The 17242-nt window shown below is 63.0% G+C and carries 15 protein-coding genes; 8 read left to right on the forward strand and 7 right to left on the reverse strand.

Annotated features, from left to right (window positions below; translation table 11 throughout):
• Positions 1-25: 25 nt before the first annotated feature.
• The gene (gene hemF, locus AB8B20_RS14765) at positions 26-919 is read right to left on the reverse strand and encodes an oxygen-dependent coproporphyrinogen oxidase (protein WP_439074835.1); all 894 of its coding nucleotides are present in this window, start codon (positions 917-919) and stop codon (positions 26-28) included.
• A 189-nt stretch (positions 920-1108) separates the two neighbouring features.
• Here hemF and hemE point away from each other — a divergent pair, with 189 nt between their 5' ends.
• Positions 1109-2155 carry a uroporphyrinogen decarboxylase gene (gene hemE, locus AB8B20_RS14770; RefSeq protein WP_439074834.1) on the forward strand — a complete coding sequence of 349 codons (1047 nt, stop codon included), beginning with the start codon at positions 1109-1111 and terminating at the stop codon, positions 2153-2155.
• A gap of 1017 nt (positions 2156-3172) precedes the next feature.
• Here the strand turns inward: hemE and AB8B20_RS14775 are convergent.
• The 4 genes from AB8B20_RS14775 to AB8B20_RS14790 form a co-directional block, all read right to left on the reverse strand.
• Positions 3173-4183: a L,D-transpeptidase family protein gene (locus AB8B20_RS14775; protein WP_439074833.1), complete on the reverse strand. Its 1011-nt coding sequence runs from the start codon at positions 4181-4183 to the stop codon at positions 3173-3175.
• A gap of 112 nt (positions 4184-4295) precedes the next feature.
• Complete coding sequence (locus AB8B20_RS14780; RefSeq protein ID WP_439074832.1) at positions 4296-5015, reverse strand: ribonuclease activity regulator RraA; 720 nt, start codon at positions 5013-5015, stop codon at positions 4296-4298.
• A gap of 178 nt (positions 5016-5193) precedes the next feature.
• A complete protein-coding gene (gene araD / locus AB8B20_RS14785; RefSeq protein ID WP_439074831.1) occupies positions 5194-6933 on the reverse strand; it encodes an L-arabinonate dehydratase in 1740 nt (579 codons plus the stop codon).
• Positions 6934-7030: 97 nt separating this feature from the next.
• Positions 7031-7516, reverse strand: a complete 486-nt coding sequence (locus tag AB8B20_RS14790) for a MarR family winged helix-turn-helix transcriptional regulator (RefSeq protein ID WP_439074830.1) — start codon at positions 7514-7516, stop codon at positions 7031-7033.
• Between the two features lie 91 nt (positions 7517-7607).
• Here AB8B20_RS14790 and AB8B20_RS14795 point away from each other — a divergent pair, with 91 nt between their 5' ends.
• From AB8B20_RS14795 to AB8B20_RS14815, 5 genes are all read left to right on the forward strand, one after another.
• On the forward strand, positions 7608-8393 hold the full coding sequence (locus tag AB8B20_RS14795) for an SDR family NAD(P)-dependent oxidoreductase (protein WP_439074829.1): 786 nt from the start codon (positions 7608-7610) through the stop codon (positions 8391-8393).
• A 339-nt stretch (positions 8394-8732) separates the two neighbouring features.
• Positions 8733-9932: an ABC transporter substrate-binding protein gene (locus AB8B20_RS14800; protein WP_439074828.1), complete on the forward strand. Its 1200-nt coding sequence runs from the start codon at positions 8733-8735 to the stop codon at positions 9930-9932.
• Between the two features lie 21 nt (positions 9933-9953).
• Positions 9954-10811: a branched-chain amino acid ABC transporter permease gene (locus AB8B20_RS14805; RefSeq protein WP_092145625.1), complete on the forward strand. Its 858-nt coding sequence runs from the start codon at positions 9954-9956 to the stop codon at positions 10809-10811.
• The gene (locus tag AB8B20_RS14810) at positions 10811-12610 is read left to right on the forward strand and encodes a branched-chain amino acid ABC transporter ATP-binding protein/permease (protein WP_439074827.1); all 1800 of its coding nucleotides are present in this window, start codon (positions 10811-10813) and stop codon (positions 12608-12610) included. The genes AB8B20_RS14805 and AB8B20_RS14810 overlap by 1 nt, the downstream gene beginning before the upstream one ends.
• Positions 12591-13334 carry an ABC transporter ATP-binding protein gene (locus tag AB8B20_RS14815; RefSeq protein ID WP_439074826.1) on the forward strand — a complete coding sequence of 248 codons (744 nt, stop codon included), beginning with the start codon at positions 12591-12593 and terminating at the stop codon, positions 13332-13334. The genes AB8B20_RS14810 and AB8B20_RS14815 overlap by 20 nt, the downstream gene beginning before the upstream one ends.
• A gap of 224 nt (positions 13335-13558) precedes the next feature.
• On the opposite strand, the gene AB8B20_RS14820 is transcribed toward AB8B20_RS14815, so the two are convergent.
• Together AB8B20_RS14820 and AB8B20_RS14825 are read right to left on the reverse strand one after the other, a co-directional pair.
• The gene (locus tag AB8B20_RS14820; protein WP_439074825.1) at positions 13559-14335 is read right to left on the reverse strand and encodes a cyclase family protein; all 777 of its coding nucleotides are present in this window, start codon (positions 14333-14335) and stop codon (positions 13559-13561) included.
• Between the two features lie 147 nt (positions 14336-14482).
• The gene (locus AB8B20_RS14825; protein WP_439074824.1) at positions 14483-15481 is read right to left on the reverse strand and encodes a fumarylacetoacetate hydrolase family protein; all 999 of its coding nucleotides are present in this window, start codon (positions 15479-15481) and stop codon (positions 14483-14485) included.
• 122 nt (positions 15482-15603) lie between these two features.
• On the opposite strand from AB8B20_RS14825, the gene AB8B20_RS14830 reads away from it, so the two are divergent.
• Both AB8B20_RS14830 and AB8B20_RS14835 read left to right on the forward strand, forming a co-directional pair.
• Positions 15604-16530 carry an ABC transporter substrate-binding protein gene (locus AB8B20_RS14830; RefSeq protein ID WP_439074823.1) on the forward strand — a complete coding sequence of 309 codons (927 nt, stop codon included), beginning with the start codon at positions 15604-15606 and terminating at the stop codon, positions 16528-16530.
• A 10-nt stretch (positions 16531-16540) separates the two neighbouring features.
• Positions 16541-17239 carry a GntR family transcriptional regulator gene (locus AB8B20_RS14835; RefSeq protein ID WP_439074822.1) on the forward strand — a complete coding sequence of 233 codons (699 nt, stop codon included), beginning with the start codon at positions 16541-16543 and terminating at the stop codon, positions 17237-17239.
• Positions 17240-17242 lie beyond the last annotated feature (3 nt).

Here is a 17242-nt window from a genome sequence, read left to right on the forward strand (position 1 = left end):
CTCCCCGCAAGCGGGGAGAAGGAAATTACTTCCAGCTGACCAGCGGCGGCATCGAGCTCAGAATGTTCTCGACGTTGCCGCCGGTCTGCAGGCCGAACATCGTGCCTTTGTCGTAGAGCAGATTGAACTCGACATAGAGGCCACGCGTTTCGAGCTGCTGCGCGCGCTCTTCCTCCGTCCAGGCTTCCTGCATCCGTGCACGCACGATGCGGGGATAGACATCGAGGAAGGCGGAGCCGACATCACGCGTGAACGCGAAGTCCTTCTCGAAATCACCCGTGTTGAGCTGATCGTAGAAGATGCCGCCGACGCCGCGCGCCACGCCGCGATGCGGCAGGAAGAAGTAATCATCGGCCCAGGCCTTGAACTTCTTGTAGTAAGCGGGGTCATGCGCATCGCAGGCGCCGCGCATTGCGTCATGGAATGTGATCGTATCCGGCGCATCGGCCTTGCGCTGCTCGGGCAGCATCGGCGTCAGATCCGCGCCGCCACCGAACCAGCCCACGGCCGTCGACAGGAATCGCGTGTTCATGTGGACCGTCGGTACGCGCGGGCTGCGCGGATGCATGATCAGACTGATGCTGCTGGAGACGTAATCGAACTGCGATCCGCCGCCGGGCATTTGCCGCGCCATTTCCGGCGACAGCTTGCCGTTCGCGCTTGAGGTGTGGATGCCGATCTTCTCGAACAGGCGACCGCCCGAGAGGAAGCCGCCGACGCCGCCGCCAATGCCCGTCGCGCGGGTCCACGGCTTGTAGGTGAAGGTGGCCGGCGTGCCCGGGAACAGCGCCTGCGGCGCCTCGCGCTCCAGCGCCTCGATCTCGGCGCAGATGCGGTCACGGAGGGATTCGAACCAGACCTTGGCGCGGGTGCGGTTCTGTTCGATTTCTGGAGTGACGATCGGGGTCATGATGTTCATGGTCTTTTCGCTCATGATGTTCGTACAGTCTATATGCCGCCTGCGGCGCGATGACACCTTGAGATGCGTCAAAACGTGAGGTGAATCGCCGGTTTTGCGGAATTGCCGCGCCTCGCCAAGAGCGAAGCGGCGGTGTATCAGAGGCGGCAAAATCATGCCGTTCGGCACCAGTTTCCGGAACCCAAGCATTTGACCCAGTCCACGCCCCGCAAGCCGTTCCTCGATGTCCTCGCCGGCCAGCGCCAGGCGGTGCCGCCGCTCTGGATGATGCGACAGGCCGGGCGTTATCTGCCTGAATATCGCGAGGTCCGCGCGCAGGCCGGTGGTTTCCTCGATCTGTGCTTCAATCCGGATTTCGCCACCGAAGTGACGCTGCAGCCGATCCGGCGTTTCGGCTTCGATGCCGCGATCATCTTCTCGGATATTCTGGTGATCCCCTATGCGCTCGGCCGTTCGGTGCGCTTCGAGGTCGGCGAAGGCCCGCGGCTCGATCCGCTGGATACGCCGGAAAAGGTCGCGACGCTCTCACCCGAGGCCGACTTCACCAAGCTCGAGCCGGTGTTCGAAGCACTGCGCCGCGTGCGCGCGCAGCTCGATCCGAAAATTACGTTGATCGGATTCTGCGGCGCGCCCTGGACCGTTGCGACCTACATGGTCGCCGGCAAGGGCACGCCGGATCAGGCGCCGGCGCGGATGATGGCCTATCGGCATCCGGAGGCCTTCGCAAAAATCATCGACACCATCGTCGAGAACTCGATCACTTACTTGCTCGGCCAGCTCAAGGCCGGCGCCGATGTGCTGCAGATTTTCGATACCTGGGCCGGCGTGCTGCCGGCAGCGGAATTCCAGCGCTGGTCGGTGGAGCCGACCAAGCGCATCATCGCCGGCGTGCGCGCCAAGGTGCCGGATGCGAAGATCATCGGCTTCCCGCGCGGCGCGGGCGCACTGCTGCCGAGCTATGTCGGCGCAACCGGTGTCGATGCTGTGAGCATCGACTGGGCCGCCGAGCCGTCCTTCGTACGCGAGCGGGTGCAGAGCCACGTCGCGGTGCAGGGCAATCTCGATCCGCTGGTACTGATCGCCGGTGGCGCCGCGCTCGATCGCGCTGTCGATGACGTGCTGGCGAATTATGCCAGCGGACGCTTCATCTTCAATCTCGGCCACGGCATCCAGCCGGAAACGCCGATCGCCCATGTGGAGCAGATGGTGAAGCGGGTGCGGGATTTCAGGGGATAGCATCTTCCTTCTCCCTCCCCCTTGCGGGGAGGGTGGCGCGTTGCGAGCGCAGCGAGCAAACGTGACGGGTGGGGCGCCCCACGTGAGAGCGTCGCTTGTGGCTCCCCCACCCCGGCCTATCGGCCGACCCTCCCCACCTAGCGAAGCTTCGCTTCGCGCGGGGGGAGGGATATTTCTGGCGCCGTCGCGCCATCGCAAACCCAGAATTTCAAACAGCCACAGCTCTTCAGACATGCGTCATCGCCCCCATTGTTTGCGGCGCGGGGGCGCCGTCGTGGTTTGCATTCCCACCCTCTTGTGAGAGGGCGTGCGGAACGCCGGGTGCCCGTTGCACCCTTGGGCCTGATGCGATGCGGTCTTCCGCAATTGAGAGTGCATCAGGACTTTCGGAGGCGCCGAGCGATTGCCCGACGTTCCGCCTGCGGTGTTTTTTCGGTTGCTTGCACTTTGCCTCGACGAACGCTCCGATCGCGAATTAAAGTCCCAAGGCGATGGGAAGGGAGCCTCAAGCGACTAGGCCGAACGCGTTTCGAGTTGGTCGTCCGTCACACTGTCCCGGGCTCTTTCCATCTCAAGGTCGGCCGTCTCCTTGCCAGTGGCAGTGCTGGCGCAGATCCGTCCTGCCCGAAGACAGACGTCACCCCCAAACCGCGTGACGCCGCATCTCCGGCGTCCACCGCATCCCACCCCGCGAACGTGACGATCGCGATCGCCCCTCTCGGTGGGGTAGGACGGAGGGGAATATAATCAAGTTAGGGATGCTGTCAACGGAGGATAGGAAAAAATGTTTGACCGCTATCTTGCCGCCCCACACTGTCATTCCCCGGCAAACCAATTGGTTTGCCTGAGGGCGCGAGGAGACGCCGAAGGCGGCGTATCGCGAACCTCAGCCACTCCAATTGGAGTGGCGGGAAGCCCAGCATGGTCAGCGGAAAACACTCCGGGATTCCGGGTTCGCGTGCGGCTGGCGCCGCCCACGCGCCGGAATGACGAGGAGGACGCGCAATACCGCGCGCACTACTTCGCGGCCTGCTTGCCGTCGACGAAACTGACCTCCACGCCCTTCTTCACGGACGCACCGAGGCGCTCCACGTCCCAGTTGGTGAGACGCACACAACCGTGGGAATCGCTCTTGCTGACGCGGGAGGGATCCGACGTGCCGTGGATGCCATAACTCTTCTCCGACAGGCCGATCCACATGGCACCGACGGGATTGTTGGGGCCGCCATTGATGGTAAAGGGCTTCGACGATTCCACGCCCTTGAACTTGTATTTCGGATCGTAACGATAGACCGGGTTGGCGTGAACCGACGTCACTTTCAGTGCACCCGATGGCGTCGGCTTCTCGTCGCTGCCGACGCTGGCGGGATAGAAGGCGAGCAGCGCGCCATCCTTGGCGAAGGCCTTCACGGTCTGGCGGACCTTGTCGACCTCAAGGCGGCTGACCTTGTCGGGCTTGCGATCCGAGAGCTTGACGATGGTGATCGTATCGCCGGCCTTGTCGAACTTTGCTTTGGGATTAAGCGTCTCAAGCAAATCCTGGCTCATGTGGAAGCGCTCGCCGAGGGCTTCGCGGGCGCTGGTGTAGTCCAGTTTCTTCAGCGATTTCATCTCTTCCATCTTGACTGGAAGCTTGTCGAGATATGGACCCTTCACGTCTTTCTCGGTCAGCACGTAATCGGTCATGACCGGTTCGGAGGACGCGGCCTGTAACTTGGTCCAGATCTCCGGTGTCAGCACCTTGCCGGGCGGCAGGTTGTTAGCCTCGGCGAAAGCCAGCAGCGCCTTCTCCACATTGTCGCCGAACATCCCGTCGATCTCGCCCGGCGAGAAATGCGCGCGGTCGAGCAGCACCTGGAGCTTCACCGCCAGCGAGCTGAGCTTCTCGTCGGGCGGCAGCTTGCCGGTGAAATTGGCGGCGTTGATCGTCTCGGCATTGAAAGCCCTGGACGGCTTGTCGGAATCCTTGGCGAGGGCTGCGCCCTGCGCCAGCAGCGACAGTCCGACCGCGACGATGAGGCTGCGCATAGCGTCTCTTTCCGGCTGAGTGATGGATGATGCGCACCGGCGCATCTCTCCAAGACAAAGCCAAGAACCGCCTCTGGTTCCATCCTGACGCGATGCACGCCGTGATCGCGCCCTACCGCCCCTTCTCCTTCCGCCACGCTGCGAAATCCACTAGCGTCTGCTCATCGGTCGCCGGATAGAGCCCGAAGATGCCCTTGCCCTTCTGCACCTGTTCGGTGACAAAATCCTCGAAGGCGGTCATCTCGAAGGCCTCGTTGGCGATCTCGTCGGCAAGATGCGCGGGGATGACGATGACGCCGTCGCTGTCACCCAGAATGATGTCGCCGGGAAACACGGGTGCGTCGCCGCAACCGATCGGGCCGTTGATCTCGATGGCCTGATGCAGCGTCAGATTGGTCGGTGCGCTCGGGCGATGGTGATAGGCCGGGAAGCCGAGCTTGGCGATCTCGGCGGAATCGCGAAAGCCGCCATCGGTGATGACACCGGCAACGCCGCGCTGGGCCAGACGGTTGATCAGGATCGCGCCTGCGGACGCCGCACGCGCGTCCTTGCGGCTGTCCATCACCAGCACCGCGCCGGGCGGGCAATCCTCGACCGCCTTGCGCTGGGGATGCGAACGGTCCCTGAACACATCGAGCTTGTTGAGATCCTCGCGCGCCGGCATGTAGCGCAGCGTGAAGGCCTCGCCCACCAGTGTTGGCTGGTTCGGTCCGAGCGGATGCACATCCTGGATGCATTGCGTGCGGAAACCGCGCTTGTAAAGCGCGGTGGCCACGGTGGCGGTGGAGATGGTCTTGAGTTTGGCGCGGGTCGCGTCGCTGAGCTTGGACATCTGTGCTTCCTGTTTCTCTGCTGTCATTCCGGGGCGCGCTCTTGCGCGAACCCGGAATCCCGACGTGTTCATCGCCTCTGACGTTCCGGGCGGCGGAGAGGCGGACTCATTTTGAGGTTCCGGGTTCGCGCCGGACCGCTACGCGGTCCTTTGCGCCCCGGAACGACGAGTTCGTTTCTCAATAAATCACCGGCTCCTTCACCGGCGCGCCGAAGTCGGTGCGCAGGAAGTCGAAGTCGCAGCCTTCATTGGCCTGCTGGATATGTTTGGTGAACATCCAGCCATAGCCGCGTTCGTAATTGCGCTCCGGGGCTTTCCACGCGGCGCGGCGCTTTTCCATTTCGGCATCGGAGATGTCGAGATTGATGGTGCGCGCATCGACGTCGAGGGTGATCATGTCGCCATTCTCGACCAACGCCAGCGGACCGCCGATAAAGGATTCCGGCGCAACATGCAGGATGCAGGCGCCATAGCTGGTGCCGCTCATGCGCGCATCCGACAGGCGAACCATGTCGCGCACGCCCTGCTTCACCAGCTTCTTCGGGATCGGCAGCATGCCCCATTCCGGCATGCCCGGCCCGCCCTGCGGACCCGCATTGCGCAGGATCAGCACATGATCGGCCGTGACATCGAGGCTCTCGTCATCGATCGCCTTCTTCATGCTGGGATAGTCGTCAAACACCAGTGCCGGGCCGGTATGCTTGAGGAAGCGCGGCTCGCAGGCTGACGGTTTGATGACGCAGCCATCGGGCGCGAGGTTGCCCTTCAGCACCGCGAGCGCGCCCTCCGCATAGATCGGGTCCTTCACCGTTCGGATGACGTCGTCGTTATAGACTTCAGCGCCGGCGATGTTCTCACCCAGCGTCTTGCCGGTGACGGTCATCACGTCGAGATGCAGATGCTCCTTGATGCGGCTCATCAGGCCGGGCAAACCGCCGGCATAGAAGAAATCCTCCATCAGATATTTGTCACCGGAGGGGCGTACATTGGCGATGACCGGCACCTTGCGGCTGGCGATCTCGAAATCGTCGAGGCCGATATCCTGACCGGCGCGGCGCGCCTGCGCGATCAGATGGATGATCGCATTGGTGGAGCAGCCCATCGCCATCGCCACGGTGATGGCGTTCTCGAAGGCCTTGCGCGTCTGGATCTTCTGCGGCGTGAGATCCTCCCACACCATCTCGACGATGCGACGGCCGCATTCACTGGCCATGCGGATGTGACCGGCGTCCGCCGCGGGGATCGACGATGCGCCCGGCAGCGTCATGCCGATGGACTCGGCGATCGCCGTCATGGTCGAGGCCGTGCCCATGGTCATGCAGGTACCGTAGCTGCGGGCAATGCCGCCCTCGACCTCGACCCATTCCTTGTCGGAGATCTTGCCGGCGCGGCGCTCGTCCCAGTATTTCCAGGCATCGGAGCCGGAGCCCAGCGTCTTGCCCTTCCAGTTGCCGCGCAGCATCGGGCCTGCGGGCAGGTAGATCGCGGGATAGCCCGCGCTGGTGGCGCCGAGCAGAAGCCCCGGCGTGGTCTTGTCGCAGCCACCCATCAGCACGACGCCATCGACCGGATGGCCGCGCAACAGTTCCTCGGCGTCCATTGCCAGCATGTTGCGATAGAGCATCGTGGTCGGCTTCAGGAAGCTCTCCGACAGCGACAGCGCCGGCAGCTCCATCGGGAAGCCACCGGCCATCAGGATGCCGCGCTTCACATCGTCGACGCGGGTCTTGAAATGCATGTGGCACGGCTGCGCTTCCGACCAGGTATTGAGAATGGCGATGACGGGACGCCCGGCCCACTCCACCGGCGCATAGCCTTGCTGCATGGCGCGCGAGCGATGGCCGAAGGCACGCAGGTCGTCCGGCGCGAACCAGCGTGCGCTGCGGAGTTGATCGGGGGTCTTCTTGTGGCCCGGCATAATTCCATCCCTGTTTCTTTTTGCTTTGGCACGACTTACTTTTGCACGATGCGAACCAGTCCACTCGGTCGAGTGTGCCGGATTCGACTGTAGCGGTTCAAGACCGCCGGGCCAATGTCCGGTCCGGCGTCTCCGCATCTGCCAGCCGATGCGCTTCCAGTGCCTCGGCATAGAGTGCGAGACCTTCGGCCACCTTCTGACGCTGGGCCGGGGCCAGTTGCTGCAAGGCATTGGTGACCTGCCGCTGCCCATAGGCCTCGATCGCCTCGCGGGTGCGCCGCCCCTTGGCTGTGAGCAACAGCCGCTTGACACGGCCATCGCCGGCGCTGGCGACTTCCTTCAGCTCACCGGCATCGATCAGCTTGCGGATCATCCGGCTGACGCTGGATTTCTCCAGGCCGAGAAACGCCGACAGTTCGACCGCGGTCATCGCCTCGCGCGCGCCGATCTCCAGCAGCGTATGCACCGCCGATGGCGGATAGTCGGTCGCTGCAACCGTTGCCTGCATGAAACCGAGTTCGCGCACCATCAGACGCGACGCGGCGCGGATGTGATCAATCAAATCGGCGTCAATATCGGACAATCGCAGGCTCCTTGACGATAGTTGCATGATACAACTATATTGCTGGCGACGAATAACGACCGTGTTAGCACGATCCGTGCAAGGAATGATCATGACAACCAGCGCTGCCCAGTTCCGCCCCCGCGACCGCATGGCCGGACGCATCTGCCTCGTGACCGGCGGCGGCACCGGCATCGGCCGGGCGGCCGCGCTGCTGATGGCGCAGGAAGGCGCAGCTGCGGTGGTGATCGCAGGCCGTCGCGAGGCCGAGGGACAGGCCGCGGCCGAAGACTGCGGCCGGTTCGGCGCCAAGACACTGTTCGTGCGCACCGATGTGACCGAGGAGGCCGAGGTCGCCAGCCTGGTGCAGGCTGTGATGTCCCGTTTCGGGCGGCTCGACGTGGCCTTCAACAATGCCGGTTATCAGGAACGGCGCGCGCCGGTCGAGCAGCAGACAGAGGCGGTCTATGACACCGTGTTCGATGCCAATGTCCGCTCGGTGTTTCTTGGCCTGAAGCATCAGATCCAGGCCATGGAACTGAATGGCGGCGGCCGCATCGTCATCAACGCGTCGGTGAGCGGCATCCGCAATCCCAATCCCGGCCTTGCGCTATATTCTGCATCGAAAGCGGCGGTGATCTCACTGATGCGTTCGGCAGCGATGGAATGCGGGCCGCGCGGCATCCGCATCAATGCGGTGGCGCCGGGCCGCGTCGTCACCGACATGATGCTGGCCTCGGGGATCGCCGACATGTCGGCCGTCGCAGCAGGCCTGCCGATCCGGCGTATGGGCCAGCCACATGAAGTCGCCGAAGCCGTGGTGTGGCTCGCGTCCGACGATGCCGGCTATATCGTCGGCCATGTGCTATCAGCAGATGGCGGCTTCAGCGCGACCTGACGACATTCACGCATCATTGCGTTGCAACAGACGAGCGGGACTGCAGGGCAGCACCGTGTGACGTGCAACGGCCAGGCCCTTGGCAACGTCCCTGCCATCGTCAAAGATCACAAGCCGATTGCCAAAGCCATCGCGACAGGTCAGCCTGAGGCGACGGAGATGGATCTGCGCGCCGCGTTCTGCCACCGCGCAACATCGACGCATGTCATGACGATCCGGAGTATCTGACCGACCAACGACATCACCCACTGACATAATCCGGCAACGACCGGGCGGACGAAACGGATGCCTGCATCAATGACAGGCACCGCAAAGGGAAAACACAGGGAGGAAGTCAAGATGAGTATTTCTCGTCGTGGAATTCTGTTGGGCGGCGCCGGCGCACTCGGCGCAGCAAGTTTTCCACTCGCACGTCCCGCCATTGCGCAATCGTCCGAACCGATCAAGATCGGCTGGCTCGCGGCCATGACCGGACCGAGTTCGGCGCCAACCGTCGGCTTCAACCGCGGCGTCACATTTGCCACGGAGGCCATCAATGCCGCCGGCGGCGTCAAGGGCCGCAAGATCGAGATCATCACCCGCGACACCCAAGGCGATCCGACCAAGGCCGTTAACGCCACCCAGGAACTGATCAGCCAGGCCAAGGTCCATGCGATCTGGGGGCCGGTGAATTCCGGCGAGGCGCTCGCCACCACGCCGCTGATGGCGCGCGCCAAGATGCCCGACCTGCATCCCTGCGTCGTCGACACGCTGATCGATCCCGCGAAATTCCCCGCCGCATTCCGCATCGCGCCGTCGAACGGCCAGTGGGACGACGCCGTCCGCAACTATTGTCTCAAGGTGCTGAAAGTCAGCAAGATCGCCGTGATCGGCGACACCACCGGCTACGGCGTCACCGCAGTGAAAGCCTCGGTCGAGGCCTTCAAGAAAGACGGCGCCGATGTCGTCTACAGCGCCAATATCGACGCGACACAGCCCGACATGACGCCGGACATGCTGCGCGCCAAGAATGCCGCTGCGCAGGTCATCGTGGTGTGGAGTGTCTCCACCGGCATGGAAGCGCGCATGTTCAACACCCGCGCGTCGATGGGTTGGGACGTTGCCTTTGTCGGTCATCCGTCGCTGGCCTCCGGCGAACTCGCCAGCCTGATCGAGAAGCCTGCCAATTGGGAGAAGGTCTATGCCATTGGCTACAAGAGCTGCAGTTACGATTCAGCCGGCAAGCTGCCTGCCAAGAGCCAGGATCTCGTCGATCGCCTGAACAAGGCGAAGGTGCCGCTCAACGACACGCTGCTGTGGTGGATTGCCGGCGGCATCGATGCCGTCGAGCTGATCGCTAGGGCTGTCGAGGCCAGCGGATCGACCGACAGCGAGGGCATCGTCAAATACTGGAACTCGCTGACCAAATATCCCGGCTATTTCGGCAACTACTCGTTCTCTCCCACCCAGCATAACGGCTATCCGACCGACGAGATCGTCATGTCGGAAGCGCGTTCCGCCAAGAACGGCACCTTCGCCCTCGCCCCCGGCTACTCGTAAGCCGGCGCGAGGACGACACACATGCTCGGCTCGATCATAGCTTCAGGCCTCGCGGCGGGCGCAATCTATGCGCTCGTCGGCATCACCTACAACACGATGTTCTCGACCTCGCGGGTGATGAGCTTCACCGCCGGACAGCTCGCGATGCTCGGCGGGGTGTTCGGTTCGCTGTTCATGCTGAAAATGGGGATGCCTACCCTGGTCGGCTTCGCCCTGACGCTGGTCGCCTGTGCGATCATCGGCGTTATCACCGAATTCGTCGCGGTGCGGCCGGTGCTCAAAAGCCTCGAACAGCATCTCTATGTGCTGTCGACGCTGGCGCTGGCACTGATGATCCAGCAGGTCACCGCGATAAAATGGGGCACCGAGCCGCAGCCCTTCCCGCGCATCGTCGGTCTCGGCACCGGCGTGTGGGACGAAAAATTCTGGCTGCCGGTGGTGGCCTGCGGCCTCACCATCTTGGGCCTCGAATATCTCTATCGCCGCACGCTGGTCGGCCATGCCTTCATGGCGATCGCGGAGGATAATTTTGCGGCCCGCGCGCTCGGCCTGCCCGAGCGTAACCTGCGCGTAGCGAGCTATGCCCTCGCCGGCGTGATTGGCGGCGTGGCGGGTTTCGCCGGCGGCGAACTGATGCTGGCCTTCTTCGCCAATGGCGCGCTGCTGAATTTCTACGGCTTCGTGCCAGTGGCGCTCGGCGGCCTCGGCAATAATCGCGGCGCGCTGATCGGCGGCCTCGCGCTCGGCCTGTTCCAGCAGGCGGCGAATTTCCTGGTCGGCGGCATCTTCTCGTCGGTCGCGGTGTTCGCGATCTTCATCATCGTGTTGCTGGCAGCGCCCTCGGGCCTGTTCGGCTCCGCAACGGCGCGGAGGGTGTGATGACGGCAATCACCGATATGTCGACATCGCGCGAGACCACGACCAGACACTCCGTATTGCCGGCACTGCTGCCGTTTCTCGGCGTGTTCGCGCTGGCGATGATCCTGCCCTTTGTCAGCAACGACTACTGGGCGCTGATCGGCACCCGTGCTGCGATCTACTGGGTGCTGGTCGCCGGGCTCAATCTCGTGGTCGGATTCGCCGGCCATCTCGCCATCGGCTATGTGGCGCTGCTGACGCTCGGCGCCTACACGACCAGCGTGCTCGCTGCCGGGAATGTGTTGCCGCCGGTGCCGATCTATGGCGCCCTGATCATCGCAAGTTGCGTCGGCGCGGTGTTCGGCGTCATCGTCGGCCTGCCCGCGATGCGGCTGCGCACCTTCTATTTCGCCATGACCACGCTCGGCTTCGCCACGATCGTGACGCAGATCGCGCTGGCCTGGCAGAGCGTCACCGGCGGCGGCATCGGCATCGTCGGGCCGGAATTCTCCGCGCCGTTCAACACGCCATGGGGCTTTTATTATCTGTGCATCGGCTTCGCGGCGGTGGCGACATGGCTCAGCGCCAATATCGCCTATAGCCGGTTTGGCCGCGCACTGATCGCGATCCGCGATGCGGATGTGGCGGCGGAAGCCACCGGCATTTCGAAACCGAAGCTGCTGGTGTCGATCTTCCTGCTCGCGGGCGCGATGGCGGCCTTTGCCGGCGGGCTGTTCGCCAGCCTGCAGACCTATATCACGCCGGACGCGTTCACCTTCGACCTCTCGGTGCTGTTTTTCATCGCCATCCTGATCGGCGGTCGCGGCTCGATCCTCGGTCCGATGCTCGGCACGATCATCCTCACCATCCTGCCGGAAATCGCAGCACCGCTCGCGGCGTGGTCAACCTTCCTCTATGCGGTGCTGCTGCTCCTCATCGTGCTGGTGATGCCGGGCGGCATCGCCGCGCTCTTGGATTTCAAGAACCGCCGGCCGCTTGCCAGCAACCGCGCCATCGTGCCGCGCATCGCGGGGCTGTCAGATGTCCTGCGCAAGACGGCCACCACCAAGACGCTGACTCTGCGTGAAGTCGTCCTCACCTTCGGCAATGTCCGGGCCATCGACGGCCTCGATCTCGATGTGAAGCCCGGCCAGATCCACGGCCTGATCGGGCCCAATGGCTCCGGCAAGACCACCACACTGAATGTGATCTCCGGCTACTACGCCGCCAAGGGCGGCACCATCACGCTGGGTGACGACGCATTGCCGCCCGGCATGCCGGAACTGCGCGCCGGCAAGGGCATCGCCCGCACCTTCCAGACGCCGCGCGTGATCGGCGAAGCTTCGGTGCTCGAGAATGTGATGGTCGGCGGCACCATCGAGGGCGAGGCGACATTCGCCGAGGCGCTGCTGTCGCTGCCGCGGCATCACCGCGACGAACGCAAGCTGACCGCACAGGCGCGCGCGATGCTCGGCGTGGTCGGGCTGGAGGCGCTGGCGGATGTCCGTGCCGATCGCCTCCAGCACAGCGAATTGCGCTTCATCGAGATCGCGCGCGCGTTGATGCTGCAGCCGGACTTCCTGCTGCTGGACGAACCTGCCGCAGGCCTCTCCAGCGACGAGATCACAAGGCTCGGCGCGCTGATCAAAGCCATCAGCCGCCGCGGCACCGGCGTGCTGCTGGTCGAACATCACGCCGACCTGATCTTCGACATCTGCGATCAGGTCACGGTGTTGAACCTCGGCAAGATCCTCGCCGCCGGTACGCCGGCGGAAATCCGCGTTCACAAGGAGGTCGTCAGTGCTTACCTCGGAGGCTGAACCGCTGCTCAGAGTCACCGCGCTGGAATCCGGCTACGGCAAGATCCGCGTGCTCCATGGCATCGACCTGCACATCGCCGCCGGCGAAGTGGTGACGTTGCTCGGCCCCAACGGCGCCGGGAAATCAACCTTGCTGCGCGCGATCTCCGGCCTGCTGCCCGTCAATGCCGCCAGCGTGCGCTTCGATGGCCGCGACATCAGCAACGGCACACCGCGTGAAGCTGCGCGCGCGGGTCTCGTGCATGTCATCGAAGGCCACCGCGTGTTCACGCAGCAGACGGTGACGGAAAACCTGCTGCTCGCGGCCTACGACCTGCCGCGCGGCGAGCGCCACGCGCGCGTCGACGAGGCGCTGTCGTTCTTTCCGGAGATTGCGGAGAAGCGCCACGAGCGCGGAGCTTCGCTCTCGGGCGGGCAGCAGCAGATGCTGGTGGTGGCACAAGGCCTGGTGCGGCGGCCGCGGCTGCTGATGCTGGATGAACCATCTGCCGGTCTGTCGCCAGTGCTGGTCGATCGCGTGCTGACGGTGATCGCGCAGTTGCAGAAGCAGGGCACTGCGGTGCTGCTGGTGGAGCAACTTGTGGAGAAAGCGCTCGCTGCGGCCAACCGCGTCTATGCGCTGTCGCAGGGGCGTATCGTGCTGGAAGCCGCGACGTCGGAAGCGAACTTGCCGCAGCGACTGGAGCGGGCCTATTTCGGGCACGAGGAAGCGGCGGCGGTGTAGGGCGAGGCTGTCTTGCTACGCTGGCCCCAACCTCGTCATTCCCCGGCAAACCAGTTGGTTTGCCTGAGGGCGCGGGCGCATCTTCGCGCACGCGAACCCGGAATCCCAATATGAGAGTCACATGTCGAGATTCCCCGCCACTCTAATTGGAGTGGCTGAGGCTCGCTCGCGAAGAGCGAGCGCCCCGGAATGACAGTGTGGGGCAGGACTTGCGCTCGCGATGTTCAACTATCGATAATCGCCACCGCACGCGTCCACCCCGCCGATGCTTTCTCGATCTTCACCGGGAAGCACGACACCATGAATCCGGTGGACGGCAGCTGCTCAAGATTGTGCAGCTTCTCGATGTGGCAATAGCCGATATGACGGCCGGCCTTGTGGCCTTCCCAGATCAGGCTGGCATCTTTCGTCTCGGCATATTTCTTCGCGGTGTAGACGAACGGCGCATCCCAGCTCCAGCCATCGATGCCGGTGAGGCGCACGCCGCGCTCCAGCAGATACATGGTGGCCTCATAGCCCATGCCGCAGCCGGAGATGACATAGTCCTGCTGACCGTATTTGACGCCGGCAGACGTATTGACGACGACGATCTCCAGCGGGCTCAAGGTGTGGCCGATGCGCTTGAGCTCGTCCTCGACGTCCTTGGCCGTCGCGACATAGCCATCGGGGAAATGCCGGAAGTCGAGCTTCACGCCGGGCTGGAAACACCAGTCCAGCGGCACTTCGTCGATGGTCCATGAGCGTTCACCGCGATTCATGGTGGGATGGAAGTGATAGGGCGCGTCGAGATGCGTGCCGTTGTGCGTCGAGAGCTGCACCAGCTCCACCGCCCAGCCCTGCCCGTCCGGCAGATCTTCGGCCTTCAGCCCATCGAAAAACTGCAGCATCCGCGGCAGGCCCTGCTGGTGATCGACATAATTGATGGTGGGATGATTGCCCGGGGGATCGGCGGGGACGTCGTTCTGCAGGGGAACTGAGATGTCGATGAGGCGACGGGACATGCTGGTTTCCTCGATTTTCGTTTTTTGTTTGATCCTATCGGTCGTCATTGCGAGGAGCCCTTGCGACGAAGCAATCCAGTCTGCGCTTGTTGCTTCTGGATTGCCGCGTCGCTTCGCTCCTCGCAATGACGTGGAGAGGCAGGTGCGTTACATATCCTGCCGCACCACCTTGTTCTTCAATATCCCAATCTTTTCGACCTCGAGTTCGATCTCGTCATTATGTTCGAGATACCAGCCGAGTTCGAGGCCGCAGCCGTTGCCGACGGTGCCGGAGCCGATGAATTCGCCGGGCATTAGCGTCTCGTCCTGCGTCACATGGGCGATGATCTCCTCGAAGGAGAACAACATGCCCTCGCTGGTCGAGGACGAGCGCACCTTGCCGTTGACGCGGCATTCCATCTTCAGTCTGTAGGGATCGCCGATCTCGTCGGGCGTGACAATCCATGGCCCCAGCACGTTGCCGCCATCGAAACTCTTGCCCTTGGCCGGGCCGAGCCGGCCTTCCATCTCCAGCCGCTGCGCATCGCGAGCCGAGAAATCGTTGAAGATGGTGTAGCCGAAGATGTGATCCTTCGCCTTGGCCGCAGAAATATTCGCGCCCTTGTTCTTGGTGACGATGCCGAATTCGAGTTCGTAGTCCATCACCTTGCTGTAGCGCGGCCACTTCACCGTCGTATTCGTACCGCGCACGCTGAAGCGGTTGGTGATGTAGTAGATCGGCTGGCGGCGATACACTTCAGGCAATTCGCCGAGTGGCTCGGCTTCGAGCCGTGCCAGTTCTTCCATGTCACCCTTCGCACGGGCAGCCAGTTTCAACTGGCCGCGCGGCGACTGCCGGATATGCAGCGGAAACGACATGCCATCGCGCATCTGCCGCGGCTCGGGCAATGGTGCGAGAATGTCTGTGCCGGCGACATTCATGGACAGCGAGGCGTCGCTGCCGTGCTTCTCAAACAAGGCTCGCGCCGTATCGAGTGCGCCTTCACCTGCATCGATCAGCGCCAGCATCGAGTCGAAGGCGGGATTTCCGCCATCGCGGGCTGCAGCGCTGGCGAGATCGAACAGCTTGATATCGTTGGCGTAAACGATACCGACCCTGGCTTGGCCATCCTGCTGGCCGCCGGCACGAAATGTCGCGAGCTTCACTGGCGTCTCCCACTTGCTTTTGTTCTTCGATAAAATATATGATCAAAAAAAATATCGATAAACAAGAGGCGATCGCAAAGATTGCTTCACGATCGAAAAATGCTCGGGTGAGGGAGACGACCATGACCAAGTGGACGGTGGCAGCCCTATTGGCCACGCTCGCTGTGACGGGCACCGCGCATGCCCAGACCAAGCTCCAGATCGGTTGCACTGCAACAACGGACTGCGCCTCGGCGATGGTCGCGGTCGATGAAGGCATCTTCAAGAAGCACGGGCTCGATGCCGAGATGATCCCCATCGGCATCAACTCCAATATCCCGGCGGCCATTCTGTCCGGCTCGATCCAGATCGGCGGCCCGACCTCCACCGTCTTCCTGCAGGCTGCCGACGGCGGCCTCGATCTCGTCGCGGTTGCTGGCGCAACGGTGATGAGCCCGACATCGAACGCCAATATCACCGCCTTCGTGCGTAACGGCATCACCATCAAGGAGCCGAAGGATTTCATCGGCAAAAAGGTCGGCGCACCGGGCCTCGGTGCGTTTCTTCACGTGCTGTTCGTCAAATGGCTGGTCGACAAGGGTGTCGATCCCAGGAAGGTCAATTTCGTCGAAGTGACCTTCCCGACCATGCCGGACATCATCAAGTCCGGCGGTGTCGATGCCGTGCTGACCGCCGAGCCGACGGTATCGCGCATGCTGGCGGCCGGCAGCGGCAGCATCGGCGCGCGCTACGCGTCGGAGCTCGAGCGCACAGAGCCGATCATCTTCTATGCGGCCTCGCGCGAATGGGCTGAGAAGAATCCCGACGCCGTCAGGAAATTTCGCGCTGCCATCGCCGAAGGTGCGGCGATCGTGAACAGCGACAAAGACAAGACCTCGGCCGCAATTGCCAAATTCACCAAACAGACCATCGAACTGGTGAAGGCATCACCGCCGAACAAGTCAGAGCCGGTGCTGAAGCCCGAGCAACTGGCATGGTGGATCGACGTCATGTCCTCGCAGAAAATGCTGGAGACCAAACTCGATCTCAACAAACTGATTCTGAAATAGGTCAAACTGAATGGCGGGCCAGCCCCTTAGCAGTACAATCGATGTATCCGGCTCGGATACGCTGAGCGAGCGTGCAGCGACACTGCTCCAGCATGACATCATTGCCGGCAATCTCGCGCCAGGCACGCGGCTTGGCATCGTCGATCTCGTGCAACGTTACGAGATCGGCGCCACGCCGATGCGCGAAGGACTGTCGCGCCTGATCTCACGCGGCCTGATTATCGGCATCGGCCAGCGCGGTTTTCGCGTCGCCGACATCAGCCGGGAGGATCTGGCCGACATCACACGGATGCGTAGCGTGGTGGAGATGGAGGCACTGCGGCTGGCCATCGAACATGGCGACGATGCCTGGGAGGCTGGCATCATCAGTTCGCTTCACCAGATGCGCAGGCATATCGACCGGACCGGCGATGAATTCCGCGAAGGCGCGCCGGATTTCGACAAGCTCCATAAGGGATTTCACACCGCATTGCTGGCAGCCTCCGGGTCGAAGCGCCTGCTCTCGGCGCATTCGGAACTTTACGATCAGGCCTATCGCTACCGTAGGGTGATGATGCGCGGCTTCGACAGCGGTAGCCGCTTTGTCGCAGCCCATCAGCTTCTCGCCGATCGCGTGCTTGCGCGCGAAACTGGTCCTGCGCAGGCCATGCTGACATCGCATCTGCACTCGACGCTCGCTTTCGTTTATCCGCCCGGACAGGGAGATTGAGCG

The sequence above is a fragment of the Tardiphaga sp. 866_E4_N1_4 genome (assembly GCF_052076075.1).
GTDB classification, from domain to species: domain Bacteria; phylum Pseudomonadota; class Alphaproteobacteria; order Rhizobiales; family Xanthobacteraceae; genus Tardiphaga; species Tardiphaga robiniae.